General features: G+C 41.9%; 14 protein-coding genes. 4 read left to right on the forward strand and 10 right to left on the reverse strand.

The features are described from left to right. Positions 1-185: 185 nt before the first annotated feature. Positions 186-1,043, forward strand: coding sequence for a bifunctional methylenetetrahydrofolate dehydrogenase/methenyltetrahydrofolate cyclohydrolase FolD (gene folD / locus L4C37_RS18115; protein ID WP_137374719.1), 858 nt, complete (start codon positions 186-188; stop codon positions 1,041-1,043). 121 nt (positions 1,044-1,164) lie between these two features. On the opposite strand, the gene L4C37_RS18120 is transcribed toward folD, so the two are convergent. Together L4C37_RS18120 and L4C37_RS18125 are read right to left on the reverse strand one after the other, a co-directional pair. Further along, positions 1,165-2,163: a lytic murein transglycosylase gene (locus L4C37_RS18120; protein ID WP_273296297.1), complete on the reverse strand. Its 999-nt coding sequence runs from the start codon at positions 2,161-2,163 to the stop codon at positions 1,165-1,167. A gap of 24 nt (positions 2,164-2,187) precedes the next feature. Beyond that, entirely contained in the window at positions 2,188-2,472 is a 285-nt protein-coding gene (locus L4C37_RS18125; protein ID WP_137374720.1) for a YcgL domain-containing protein, read from the reverse strand. 220 nt (positions 2,473-2,692) lie between these two features. Here L4C37_RS18125 and minC point away from each other — a divergent pair, with 220 nt between their 5' ends. The 3 genes from minC to minE are packed head-to-tail and all read left to right on the forward strand — an operon-like array spanning position 2,693 to position 4,459. After that, complete coding sequence (minC, locus tag L4C37_RS18130) at positions 2,693-3,355, forward strand: septum site-determining protein MinC (RefSeq protein ID WP_273296295.1); 663 nt, start codon at positions 2,693-2,695, stop codon at positions 3,353-3,355. A 21-nt stretch (positions 3,356-3,376) separates the two neighbouring features. Continuing rightward, positions 3,377-4,189, forward strand: a complete 813-nt coding sequence (gene minD / locus L4C37_RS18135) for a septum site-determining protein MinD (RefSeq protein ID WP_137374722.1) — start codon at positions 3,377-3,379, stop codon at positions 4,187-4,189. 6 nt (positions 4,190-4,195) lie between these two features. Beyond that, positions 4,196-4,459, forward strand: coding sequence for a cell division topological specificity factor MinE (gene minE, locus L4C37_RS18140; protein ID WP_137374723.1), 264 nt, complete (start codon positions 4,196-4,198; stop codon positions 4,457-4,459). A gap of 108 nt (positions 4,460-4,567) precedes the next feature. Here the strand turns inward: minE and rnd are convergent, their stop codons facing one another. The 8 genes from rnd to L4C37_RS18180 form a co-directional block, all read right to left on the reverse strand. Next, positions 4,568-5,686 (reverse strand): ribonuclease D, encoded by a 1,119-nt coding sequence (gene rnd / locus L4C37_RS18145; protein WP_273294594.1) that lies wholly within the window; start codon positions 5,684-5,686, stop codon positions 4,568-4,570. 99 nt (positions 5,687-5,785) lie between these two features. Next, entirely contained in the window at positions 5,786-7,480 is a 1,695-nt protein-coding gene (gene fadD, locus L4C37_RS18150) for a long-chain-fatty-acid--CoA ligase FadD (RefSeq protein WP_137374725.1), read from the reverse strand. 108 nt (positions 7,481-7,588) lie between these two features. Continuing rightward, positions 7,589-8,440 carry an alpha/beta fold hydrolase gene (locus L4C37_RS18155; RefSeq protein ID WP_429769373.1) on the reverse strand — a complete coding sequence of 284 codons (852 nt, stop codon included), beginning with the start codon at positions 8,438-8,440 and terminating at the stop codon, positions 7,589-7,591. Between the two features lie 37 nt (positions 8,441-8,477). Beyond that, a complete protein-coding gene (locus tag L4C37_RS18160; RefSeq protein WP_137374727.1) occupies positions 8,478-9,038 on the reverse strand; it encodes a Slp family lipoprotein in 561 nt (186 codons plus the stop codon). A gap of 39 nt (positions 9,039-9,077) precedes the next feature. Then, the gene (locus L4C37_RS18165) at positions 9,078-9,383 is read right to left on the reverse strand and encodes a chromosome partitioning protein ParA (protein WP_137374728.1); all 306 of its coding nucleotides are present in this window, start codon (positions 9,381-9,383) and stop codon (positions 9,078-9,080) included. 145 nt (positions 9,384-9,528) lie between these two features. Continuing rightward, the gene (gene tsaB, locus L4C37_RS18170) at positions 9,529-10,230 is read right to left on the reverse strand and encodes a tRNA (adenosine(37)-N6)-threonylcarbamoyltransferase complex dimerization subunit type 1 TsaB (RefSeq protein ID WP_429769374.1); all 702 of its coding nucleotides are present in this window, start codon (positions 10,228-10,230) and stop codon (positions 9,529-9,531) included. Between the two features lie 58 nt (positions 10,231-10,288). Then, the gene (gene yoaA, locus L4C37_RS18175) at positions 10,289-12,217 is read right to left on the reverse strand and encodes a DNA repair helicase YoaA (RefSeq protein WP_273294600.1); all 1,929 of its coding nucleotides are present in this window, start codon (positions 12,215-12,217) and stop codon (positions 10,289-10,291) included. A gap of 119 nt (positions 12,218-12,336) precedes the next feature. Next, positions 12,337-12,537, reverse strand: coding sequence for a hypothetical protein (locus L4C37_RS18180; protein ID WP_137374731.1), 201 nt, complete (start codon positions 12,535-12,537; stop codon positions 12,337-12,339). Between the last annotated feature and the right edge of the window lie 38 nt (positions 12,538-12,575).

Consider the following 12,575-nt stretch of genomic DNA (forward strand, 5'->3'; position numbering starts at 1 on the left):
AGATTCTGTAAATCAACGGGTTTATGTAACATTCTGATCTAAGTGGGTAAAAAAAAGTCACTTACGTTATAAGTGAAGAAAAATAGACCAATGCAAACGTTTGCTTGATGGAAATCAAAAACGTTTTCTGAAATAATGCGCCAAAACATCAGCCACTAACTTGAATATCAATACTAAGGAAATTCATGACAGCTCAAAATATTGATGGAAAGCTAATTTCTCAAACCGTTCGCTCTGAAGTCGCAGCACGTGTTAAAGCTCGCACTGAGGCGGGTTTACGAGCTCCAGGATTAGCAGTTGTATTAGTGGGTGAAGACCCAGCATCTCAAGTTTATGTAGGAAGCAAGCGTAAAGCATGTGAAGAAGTCGGGTTTGTTTCAAAATCCTACGACCTAGATGCAACCGCAACTGAAGAAGAACTATTAAACTTAGTTGATCAGCTTAATGAAGATCCTGAGATTGATGGCATCTTAGTCCAACTACCTTTACCTGCTGGAATTGACAGCACTCATGTTTTAGAGCGCATTACTCCAGAAAAAGACGTAGATGGATTCCACCCATATAATGTGGGGCGCCTTGCTCAACGCATGCCAAAGCTTCGCTCTTGCACACCTAAAGGCATTATTACACTACTAGACAGATACAACATTGACTTACGTGGTAAACACGCCGTTGTTGTTGGTGCATCTAACATTGTTGGTCGCCCTATGACTTTAGAGCTTTTACTAGCGGGCTGTACTACAACAACTTGTCACCGCTTTACTAAAGATCTTGAAGGTCACGTTCGCCAAGCAGATGTGGTTGTGGTTGCGGTAGGTAAACCTAATTTCATCCCTGGCGCGTGGATTAAGAAAGGTGCAATCGTGGTCGATGTAGGTATTAACCGACTAGATTCGGGCAAGCTTGTCGGTGATGTTGAATACGATGTAGCAAAAGAGAACGCGAGCTTCATTACTCCGGTTCCTGGCGGTGTAGGTCCTATGACTGTTGCTAGCCTCATCGAAAATACGATGATCGCTTGTGAGCAGTTTCATTCAAAATAATCTGAGTTTATGCCCCCTAAATTAAGGGAAACATAAACTCATTCAAATTAAAAAGCCGCTGCGTTCATAACGCAGCGGCTTTTGTTTATTTTTCAAATGAGTAACCTTCCAGGTATCACTATCAGTTGAATTTAATTCTATCTGCTAAGTGACTCACCGCGAGTGCAAAGTAATACGAGCGATTCCACTTCATTAGTACGTTGTAGTTGTTATAAACCAAATACGAACGACCTGATTGATCATCGGGCATAATTAACCAAGCTTGAATGTCTTCATCCAGCTTAGGCAATGCACTGCCATCAAAACGCTTCACACCAAGTTCAGACCACTCTTGTAAAAACTTAGCTTTGTCTGCCGTTCTACCTTGCAGCTCAAGAGAAATATCAGAAGGAACAGAAACCTGTCGACCCCAAGTATATTGGTCATCCCAGCCTGACTGGCTTAGATAGTTAGCAGCAGAAGCAAACACATCTTCTTCAGTATTCCAGATGTCTTTTTTACCATCACCACTACCATCCGCAGCATAGGCTAGGAATGAGCTAGGCATAAATTGAGGTTGCCCCATTGCCCCAGCCCATGAACCTTTCATATCTTTAGGCTTGATATGACCTTCTTCAAGAATGGTTAATGCAGCCATTGCCTCTTTACTAAAAAAGGCTTCACGACGACCGTCATAAGCCATTGTCGTCAAAGCATCGATGACACTGTAGTTACCAGTAAACTTGCCGAAGTTACTTTCCACGCCCCATAGCGCAACAATAAACCTAGGTTGTACACCGTATTCCTTACCAATTCGATGAAGGGCTTCATAATGTTTTTTATACAAGGTTTGTGCTTGCTTCACCTTCCATGCTGGGACGGCTCTAGGAATGTATTCATCTAAGGTTAGCTTTTTTTCTGGCTGATTTTTATCGGCTTTGACGGCTCTTGGTTTGAAAGTGACACCATCAAACGCTTCTTCAAGAATAACTTCTGAAATACCGTGCTCACGACCTTGAGTTTTTAATTTCTCAACATACTGTTCAAAACTCAATTCATTAGCGAATGAGTTACTCGTCATCAGGCTACTCGCCAATAACAAGCCTGTTAAGCCAACTGTCGATTTACTTAATTTACTCAATGCTTCCTCCTTGAATTAATGTACTTAATCTTCATTATCCGCTTGTGCTTTACGCTCTTTATACAGTTCCAGCTCGTTCACTGGTGGCGGTGGCACTTGCAAAAAGAAGCCATCTTCAGCCATTGATACCTTCACTTTTTCAATATCAACTTGAGCCAAAGTTCTGCCTTCCATTTTGATGACCATAACAAAGCTAGGTTTACCAAACATTTGCATCAGTGCGTCAGGAACTTGTGAAAAATCATCCTTCTTAGGAATATAAAGGTATGTGCCTTCTTTCTTAGAGCTTTTATAAATAGAACACAGCATGACAAGCCTTTTTTATAGTTTATAACCACAAAACTCTAAGTTGAGAGTAATGTCGTTTATATAGATGAAATATTGGGAACAAAACGTTCATTTGACAACAAGATTACTTGCTGTGCTTGGTTTGGGAATATAACATGATAAACCTAGTTTCAGGCAATTCCCTTTATTGTAAAGATGAAAGAAATTGTAGCCATTCGTTATTGAGGTCCTGTAGTTTTCGATGTCTAGTAACCCAGATCTAAAAGGTAGCAGTTTTACTCTATCTGTATTGCATTTATCAGATGCCCAAGTCGAAAATGCGGTGGCTTTCCTCCAAGAGAAAGTAACGCAAGCACCTTCATTTTTTGAAGCGGCTCCGGTTGTGATCAATATCAGCCAAGTAGAAGGTGATATTGATTTTTCTCAACTGAAAAAAGGGATTTCTCTTGCAGGGATGATCCCTGTGGGTATTGCAGGCTGCAAGGATAAACGTATACAAAATTTAGCGAAGGAAGCCGGATTTGCGGTGATGACAGCAAGTAAGTCGCCTTCCCAAGCACCCGCAACAATAGCGCCTACTAAAGTTGTCAGAACCCCTATTCGTTCTGGGCAGCAGGTTTACGCTAAAGACTGTGATTTAGTGATCCTTAGCCATGTCAGCGCTGGAGCTGAAGTTATTGCTGATGGCAGCATCCATATTCATGGCACACTACGCGGCAGAGCTATCGCTGGTGCAAGTGGCCAAACGCAAGCCAAAGTCATTTGTAATGATTTACAAGCTGAGCTTGTTTCTATTGCTGGTAACTATTGGTTAAGCGACCAAATTGAAAGCGAATACTGGCAGAAGAAGATCATACTTAGTATGACTGATGATGTTCTGCACTTAGATGTACTCGCGATTTAGAAAGATAAAAAGGAAAAAACAATGGCACGCATTATTGTTGTAACGTCAGGTAAAGGTGGAGTTGGTAAAACGACATCAAGTGCGGCTATCGCCTCTGGCTTAGCGCTAAAAGGCAAAAAAACCGCCGTAATTGATTTCGATATCGGCTTACGTAATCTAGATTTAATCATGGGCTGTGAACGCCGAGTCGTCTATGACTTTGTTAACGTGATCAATGGTGAAGCAACACTAAACCAAGCAATGATCAAAGATAAGCGTACAGATAACCTATTTATTCTGCCCGCTTCTCAAACTCGCGATAAAGATGCCTTGACGAAAGATGGCGTAAAACGTGTATTTGCTGAATTAGATGAGATGGGCTTTGACTTCATCATCTGTGATTCACCAGCAGGTATCGAGCAAGGTGCTCTAATGGCACTTTACTTCGCAGACGAAGCCATTGTTACGACTAACCCAGAAGTTTCTTCAGTACGCGATTCAGACCGTATTCTAGGGATTTTAGACTCAAAATCACGACGTGCCGAAGATGGGCTAGAGCCAGTAAAACAGCACTTACTATTAACTCGTTACAACCCAGCACGTGTGACTCAAGGTGAAATGCTTAGCGTAGAAGATGTTGAAGATATTCTGCATATTTCACTATTAGGTGTTATCCCTGAGAGCCAAGCAGTCTTAAACGCTTCAAACAAAGGTGTACCCGTTATCTTTGATGACGCGACAGATGCAGGCATGGCATATAACGATACCGTAGAACGACTACTCGGTAACCAAGTTGATTTCCGTTTCTTAACGGAAGAGAAGAAGGGCATCTTCAAACGACTGTTCGGAGGCTAATATACGATGTCATTACTAGAGTTTTTTAGACCACAAAAGAAAACCACTGCAAATTTAGCAAAAGAGCGTTTACAAATTATTGTTGCTGAACGTCGCAGTCATGGTGATCCTTCACCTTCGTATTTACCACAGCTTAAAGAAGATATTCTTAAAGTGATTGCTAAGTATGTAGACGTTGATCCCTCAATGGTTGATCTTTCTTTCGAGCATAAAGATGATGACATTTCAGTACTCGAACTGAATGTAAAACTGCCAGACGACGAAAAGTAATCACTTACTTTCATCTTGCGTAATGCGAAAAAAAAGAGAGCCTCGGCTCTCTTTTTTATTTCTATCTAATCAGAAAAACAGTAATTAGTTTTCCCTCAGGCTATCAGGCTATTTAATTTTTTTGTCCAGATGAACACCAAGTAATTCTAAACGCCAGCCTTGCATAACATCTGGTAGCTTTTCAGGATTACGCTTGTGCTTCCAAACCCAGCTTAGCATTTGATTTAATTGCTTCTTAGACGCTAAAAACTCCGTTGCTAAACCACTCTTTTCAGACGCTAATTTAACTTCATCTTTCAATACTTTAAAGATTTGTTTGTAACCAGGGAAGTCCATCAAACGTTCCACAACCGCTGGGTACTCTTCTTCAGGCGTGTGCTCTGCAAGTTTCACAATAGAGCTTAGTTTTGCCCCGTGACGGCGAACCGAACGAATATCAAACCCTTCTTTTTCCATATCTTTCGGATTTTTAAGTGCAAACCGAGCCACAGCCCATAAGTCTTGCTCTTTAAATACGAAATTAAGCGCGAGATCTCGTTTGATCGCTTCTTTTAGTCGCCAAGTTGCTAATGGCTTAAGAATCGCCAGTTGATTTGGTTTAAGCTGCCATGCCCCTTTTATATCAAGGTATGCTTTTTCAGGCTCACTTGGACGAATACGCTTGGCTACTTGCAAAGCCGACTCTTGCTTGGCTGCATCCCACCAGCCCGCTTCTGTCACTTTATCTAACAGCTTGTTATACATCGGCAATAAGTAATGCACGTCTGCTGCTGCGTAATCTAGCTGCTTTTGGGAAAGTGGGCGCGCTAGCCAATCCGTTCGAGATTCACTTTTATCCAAATCAACACCGACAAACTCAGAAACTAATGCAGCAAAGCCAGTCGACAAACCATGCCCTAAGAAAGCCGCCATGATTTGTGTATCAACCATTGGCGTTGGTGTACAACCAAAAGCATTTTGGAACACTTCAAGGTCTTCACCACAGGCATGCAATACTTTCAATACCGAAGTGTCTTTCAATAAGTCGACAAACGGTGTCATTTCATCAAGTGCGACAGGGTCGATTAAAGATAATGTTTCACCATCAAATAACTGAATTAAACCTAACTGAGGATAATAGGTTCTTGTTCGCACGAATTCCGTATCGAGCATAACAACATCAGCTTCTCGTGCTTGAAGGCAGACTTGCTCAAGATCTTGCAATTGGGTAATGATTTGATAGTTCACAAAAACTCTCACTAGGTTTCAATAATTGTCGCATACAAAAATGCCGACATAACTGCCGGCATTCTAACACTTTTCACATGATTTTATTAGATTGTCTGCTTACGCACTTTCTAGCTCTGCTAACTTAGCTTCATTCTCTTCACGTAATACGCGGCGAAGAATTTTTCCTACGTTTGTTTTAGGTAACTCTTCTTTGAACTCAACAAGTTTAGGAACTTTATAGCCAGTTAAATGCTCACGACAATGGGTAATGATTTCATCTTTCGTTAGGCTAGGATCACGCTTCACTACGTAAATTTTAACAAGCTCACCAGACACATCATTATCCTGACCTATCGCAGCCACTTCTAACACTTTCCCATGAAGAGCAACCACATCTTCTACTTCATTCGGGTAAACATTAAAGCCTGAAACTAAAATCATATCTTTCTTACGGTCAACAATGTGTAATAAGCCTTCGTCATCAAACTTAACTATGTCACCTGTTGATAACCAACCTTCTTGATTGATCACTTCTTTTGTTGCTTCCGGTCGCTGCCAGTATCCTTGCATCACTTGAGGACCACGTACTTGCAATTCACCGACTTGATCATTCGATACTGGGTGACCTTCATCATCAATAATACGAACCTCTGTTGAAGGTACAGGCAAGCCAATAGCTCCCGTGTAATCTTTCAGATCGTATGGGTTTCCGGTTACTAGAGGTGCACATTCAGTTAAGCCATAGCCTTCCAGTAAATGAATACCTGTCGCTTTCTTCCACTGTTCCGCAACTGCACGTTGAACTGCCATACCGCCACCTACAGATAGGCGAAGGTTGCTAAAATCAAGTTCATGGAAGTCTTCATTATTGACCAGTGCATTAAACAGCGTATTTACACCTGTAATAGCGGTAAAGTCATGCTTTTGTAGTTCTTTTATGAACGCTGGAATATCTCTTGGGTTAGTAATCAATAAGTTTTGACCACCAATTTCAACGAATAATAGGCAGTTCACCGTAAGAGCAAACACGTGATAAAGCGGCAATGCCGTAACAACTAGCTCACGACCTTCTTCAAGTACAGGACCATAAGCCCCTTTCGCTTGAAGTACATTTGCAATCATATTTCTGTGAGTAAGAATCGCCCCTTTTGCTACACCCGTTGTACCACCAGTGTATTGAAGGAAAGCAATATCATCTCCCGACATAAACGGTTTAACATATTGAAGACGTCGACCTTTGTGCAGTGCTTTTCTAAAAGAGATTGCGCCTGGAAGATCATACTTTGGCACCATGCCTTTCACGTATTTGACAACGAAGTCGACAATCGTGCCTTTCGCACGAGGTAGCATCTGACCTAGGCTAGTCAATACTACGTGTTTAACTGGTGTGTTATCGACGACTTTTTCTAGCGTGCTAGCAAAATTAGAAACGATAACGATAGCTTTAGCGCCAGAATCATTCAGCTGGTGCTCTAATTCACGAGGGGTATACAGAGGGTTCACGTTAACCGCGATCATACCTGCACGTAATACACCAAATAAGGCAATTGGGTATTGAAGCAAGTTAGGCATCATCAACGCAACTCGATCACCTTTTTTAAGCTTCAAGTCATTTTGCAAGTAAGCGGCAAAAGCACGACTGCGCTCTTCTAGCTTACGGAATGTCATGACTGAACCCATATTCATAAATGCAGGTTGGTCTGCATATTTCTGAACAGATTGCTCAAACATTTCAACAAGAGATGCGTATTGATCTGGGTTGATCGTTTCTGGTACGTCACTTGGGTAGCGTGAAAGCCAAGGTTTATCCACGATGTTACTCCTCGTAATAAGCTGACGACCATAACCGCCGCTATTTTTATATGCGGAGTATTACAGCACAGCTTTAGTGCTTGAGCACTAAAAGGCTCAAACACTTGTTTAAATTTTGTTAACTACACCAAAGATTAGTTCAGATACGGCTATAGGGTTCTCTAAATGGCAATGATGACCGCCGGGGATTCTCTCTATTCTTAGGTCACTATCGGCTAACTTGTAGCGATTGTGTTGTAAATGACGAAAACCGTCATTGCCTAATATAATTAGTTGCGGGCAAACAATAGATGCCATGATCGCATCCGAATGTTCTTGAGACATTCGGTAGAGAGAGTCACACTTTAAATTTGGGTCATATCGCCACTGCCATATACCTTCACAATTAACGATTCCTCTTACAACAATAGGAGCAATGAGTTCAGGTTTAATATGGTTAGTGATTGATCTTAGCTTTATTGCGTCCTCAATACTTGCCAAAGGACGTGAAGGTTTTCTGCGATGCCGCTGTCGGCTCAACACCCCATTTCTCAACCGAGAAACTGTTTGCTCAGGTGCTTCAGAAAGAGGTCCATGACCTTCAATTTGAACTAATCCTGATACATTTTCAGGAAAGGCGGCACTATAACAACTTGCGATTAATGCACCAAGCGAATGTCCTATCAGAACCAATCTGTTTGCTGAGATTTTAGACAATACTTGGTGTAAGTCATCGATGTAGTCATGAAAAGGGTAAAAAGCCTGAGGTTTATGAGAAGAGAGCCCATGACCCAAAAGATCAATTGCAACCAAGTGTCCTTCTGGGTATAAAGCTGATAATTCTTCCATTACGGTAGAAAAGCTTGAAGAGTTATCTAGCCAACCATGAATAAAAACGACCGTCACTACGGCCGTTTCAGGGTTTCCTAGCTCTTGTGCCGCAAGAGTCCCACTTGCGAGGGAATACGATTTTTCAATCATCGCTTAGATAAAGCCCTAATGTTAATTTGTATAATGTCTATTCAAGGTCCTTCACAACTCGACCTTGAGTTGGCATGGTTCTGAAATTTCGGCAATGTAAACTGCTGCAAGAGTAATAAGTTGGACCAAAATCGTTAACCACCACTCTCTCTGTAATTTGCCATAAACGATGATTGTAAATGTCCATGACGGGGAAGGTATAAGGGAACTCACCAATGTTGCCATCTTCTGTACCTGTTGATGTACCAACCAACGTAATTAGTCGCCCTTCAGCAAAACTTAAAGGTTCAAGATAACCGTCGATGTAACCGACAAAACGTCCACTAGGCTCAGCATTGATGTCTGGCTTTCCATCCTTTGATATTGGTAAATTTACCACTTCAATTCGAGTTTTATTCTCTAAGTTTGTGATTTTTGCAATCACACCACCTAATCGAATATCACTTGCTTCTGGTAGCTGATTAACCCACTCCTGATAATCTGTGATCACAGCTTCAGAGTTCGCCTCTAGTTCAGTTGGCAGCGTAGAGCATCCCATCACCAAAGCAGAAAATAGAATAAGAAAAATAAAACGAAACTTAGGAAATAGAGAAAACATGATGTGCATCCTTAAAGCAGGAGAAAAGAAAATTCAGCGTTAGATATAGATATCGACTCCGATAAGCTTGGCAAGTTCCTCTTTTTTAGCTTGATTCATCACATCCATATACTCTTCCATCGCTCGGCGAGCTCGTCCTTCTGGAAGATCATATTGAAGTTGGGCTTTATGAATATCAGACTCTTGGACATGACGAATAGAGTGAGAGACAGCATTAGCAACTTTTGTGGGTTGCCCTACAGACCCTTTATTATCACCCTTCTTGACTTCATTCTTCTTATTGGTTCGATTGGTCTTTTGAGTATTGCCTATCGAAGAAGGGGGTAATCCATTAATCGAAACCATGATAGCCTCCGAATTTGATGATTAACCTGAACACGTCATCAGGTTAATCATACTCTACGATAAATAAACATTTCATTAATGACTTAAGCTGCTAACGTAACTCACAACGGCTTAAACAGATTGTCATTAAGTTAGCCTGAAAGGTTTACTCACGACCTGGTAGTTTTTTCCAAGCAACTTTATCACGTAGATAAACTGGTGCAGATTGCTCAGCTTCTACCACTTTGCCTTCAGAAAAAGCAAATTGAGCAAGAAAAGCAATGTCTTGTGCTTCTGGGAATAACACATCGCTCTCTTTACTATTTAGATCAATGGTATCCATATGCTCAGCATACGCTTCCCATCCAGTTCCCACTTTAGACCATGTCTGCTCGTCTCGTTGAACTTGCTCAACTAAATCACTTGGCGCAATAACACATTCAGCATCAAAAGCTGCCCAGCTTCCGTCTTGCTCTCGGCTATAACGTCCCCAGTAAACCTCACTCATACGAGCATCAATGGCACTTGCTACATGAGTATCACCTTGCTTACGGTAACAACCTTGTGCCATTGCTGCTAAAGTAGAAATCCCTACCATTGGCAGTTCAGCTCCAAATGCTAAACCTTGAGCAATACCTATACCAATACGGACTCCAGTAAAGCTGCCTGGACCTTGACCGAAGGCAATCGCATCGAGTTCGTTTAATGTCATACCGGCTTCTTTCAGTACTTCATCAACCATAGGTAGTATTTTTTTTGTATGGTCACGAGGGGCTACTTCGCTGCGTGCAAACACTTGTTCGCCAACCATCAATGCTACTGAACAGTTTTCAGTAGCGGTATCTACTGCAAGAATTTTTGCGCTCATTAATGTCTCAAATAATCTTTGTTTGGTATTAAGTAATGGCTAAACCCGAATAACGTTTTTATTCATCCGTTACTGTTGAATGTTTAGCTAAGAAATCTTTTATGACCCCTAAGTCACGAGTACGAGGTATTGGCGGTAAGCTTGCCAAAAATATGCCTCCGTAATCTCGGGTAACTAAGCGGTTATCACAAATGATCAAAGCACCACGATCTCGTTTATCACGAATTAACCGCCCTACTCCTTGCTTCAATGTAATAACAGCGTCAGGCAACTGAACTTGCGCAAACGGGTCACCTCCCTTCAGTTTACAGTCCTCAATTCTAGCTTTTAACAAAGGGTCATCAGGAGCCGTAAAGGGTAGCTTATCAATGATAACACAGCTTAACGCGTCGCCCCTAACGTCGATCCCTTCCCAAAAAGCCCCTGTCGCCACCAGCAATGCGTTACCTAATTCCATAAATTCTGCCAACGTTTTTTGCTTACTTGTCTCACCTTGTAGTAACACTGGTACACTTAATGTTTCCCGAAAACGCTCGCCAAGTTCTTTCATCATACTGTGAGAAGTACACAAGAAAAAACAGCGGCCTTGGTTCTGTTCAATTACCGGGGTTAACATTCGCACCAGTTTATCTGCAAGCCCTGGGCTATTTGGTTCTGGTAAATAGCGAGGCACACATAACCGAGCTTGGCTTGGGAAATCAAACGGGCTTGGTAATGAAAACTGGGACTCAGGCTTTAAGCCCAAACGAGAGGTAAAATGATCGAAGTCATCGGAAACAGCTAAAGTAGCCGAAGTGAAAACCCACGCTCCTGGTTTCAGTTGAATTTGCTCATGGAATTTATCTGCTACTGATAGCGGAGTAATATGTAAGGCAAAATGTCTTGGTGTTGTATCGTACCAATAGGAATATCCAGTGATTGAAACGTCACAAACACGTTCAATCCTCGCTTTTATCATATTGGCACGCTCAAAGGCGGTATCTAGAAGTTGGCTGCGACCTAAAGCCAGTTTTAAAACATCGACTGCCAGTTGCAACGCATCCTGGAGACGCAAAAGCTCTCTAGCGATCGATTCAGATTTTAAGGCTTCACGCCAATTTCCACGAAAACCGGTATCACCTAAGACAATCCTCATATCCATTGCTGACTGAATTAATTTATCGCCCACTTTTTGTAACTGACGCATGTCTTTAGCTTCAGTGCGATAAGCAATTTCAATATCTTTTGCGAGTTCTTGTACTTGCCTGCTAGATACCGATTGACCAAAATACTGACTCGCAATGTCTGGCAGCTGATGCGCTTCATCAAAAATAAATACATCGGCTTCTGGGATCAACTCACCAAATCCCGTTTCTTTTATCGCTAAATCTGCTAGAAATAAGTGATGATTCACTACGACCACATCAGAATCCATGGCTCTTTTACGGGCTTTCAACACAAAGCAGTCCGTGTAACTAGGGCATTCTTTTCCTAAGCAATTATCATTGGTGGAAGTGATGGTTGGAATAATTACGCTGTCTTCAGCTATATCGTCACAATCCCCTAAATCACCAGTTTTTGTACTCGACGACCAAGAGCGAACTTTAACAAGTTGAGCAAGAAGTGTGGGATCAGAATGCATACCATGGCTTTCAACCATCTGCCGACTTAATCTATCTAAACACAGATAGTTCGATCGCCCTTTTAATAACGCCACCTGACCATAATAGCCAAGTGCATCAACCATTAACGGCAGGTCACGATGGTACAACTGCTCTTGAAGATTCTTAGAGCCGGTACTTATGATGATTTTTTTTCCGCTGAGTAATGCTGGCACAAGGTAAGCGAACGTTTTACCTGTTCCGGTCCCAGCTTCAACCACAAGTTGCCCTTCAGATTGAATGGCTTTTGAAACAGCTTCGGCCATATCCAATTGAGCTTGTCGCGGCTGAAACCCTGGAATTGCTTTGCCAAGCGCACCATTCGCAGAAAAGGTTTTAGAGATCATAAAGTACGATTTAGAGAGTAGAAAGAAGAGGAATTATGTCAGGTTTAGTGAGCCGGCGCGAATCAAGAATGACTTCGCACCGGGGTGTTCGGGATGTATTGCGGAAAACTTAATGCAAGTTATTTACGGTTAAGGTAACGAGATAACCAAGGAGCTGCGCCGAAACCGTCATCTGATGGCTGCATGGCTTTAGCTGCTTCTGTTGGTGAGGCTTTGCTTTCCCACATTTCAGCCAGAACATCATCGTCCATTTGCTCATCACCCAGTAGCGAGCTTACTCGTTCGCAATACAGTTTTTTTGCTAGTAACTCTTTATCCATAAATACCACCTTGGTTAACACTATAGCTAAGCAGCTAT

Origin of the sequence: Vibrio kagoshimensis, assembly GCF_050337535.1 — a bacterium.
Lineage (GTDB): Bacteria > Pseudomonadota > Gammaproteobacteria > Enterobacterales > Vibrionaceae > Vibrio > Vibrio gallaecicus.

Bases quoted from the DNA above. Each gene is read 5' to 3' on its own strand.
- yoaA (WP_273294600.1), bottom strand. From the start codon at position 12,217: ATGATCTCTAAAACCTTTTCTGCGAATGGTGCGCTTGGCAAAGCAATT.
- tsaB (WP_429769374.1), bottom strand. From the start codon at position 10,230: ATGAGCGCAAAAATTCTTGCAGTAGATACCGCTACTGAAAACTGTTCA.
- L4C37_RS18165 (WP_137374728.1), bottom strand. From the start codon at position 9,383: ATGGTTTCGATTAATGGATTACCCCCTTCTTCGATAGGCAATACTCAA.
- L4C37_RS18180 (WP_137374731.1), bottom strand. From the start codon at position 12,537: ATGGATAAAGAGTTACTAGCAAAAAAACTGTATTGCGAACGAGTAAGC.
- minE (WP_137374723.1), top strand. From the start codon at position 4,196: ATGTCATTACTAGAGTTTTTTAGACCACAAAAGAAAACCACTGCAAAT.
- minC (WP_273296295.1), top strand. From the start codon at position 2,693: ATGTCTAGTAACCCAGATCTAAAAGGTAGCAGTTTTACTCTATCTGTA.
- L4C37_RS18160 (WP_137374727.1), bottom strand. From the start codon at position 9,038: ATGTTTTCTCTATTTCCTAAGTTTCGTTTTATTTTTCTTATTCTATTT.
- folD (WP_137374719.1), top strand. From the start codon at position 186: ATGACAGCTCAAAATATTGATGGAAAGCTAATTTCTCAAACCGTTCGC.
- L4C37_RS18125 (WP_137374720.1), bottom strand. From the start codon at position 2,472: ATGCTGTGTTCTATTTATAAAAGCTCTAAGAAAGAAGGCACATACCTT.
- minD (WP_137374722.1), top strand. From the start codon at position 3,377: ATGGCACGCATTATTGTTGTAACGTCAGGTAAAGGTGGAGTTGGTAAA.
- L4C37_RS18155 (WP_429769373.1), bottom strand. From the start codon at position 8,440: ATGATTGAAAAATCGTATTCCCTCGCAAGTGGGACTCTTGCGGCACAA.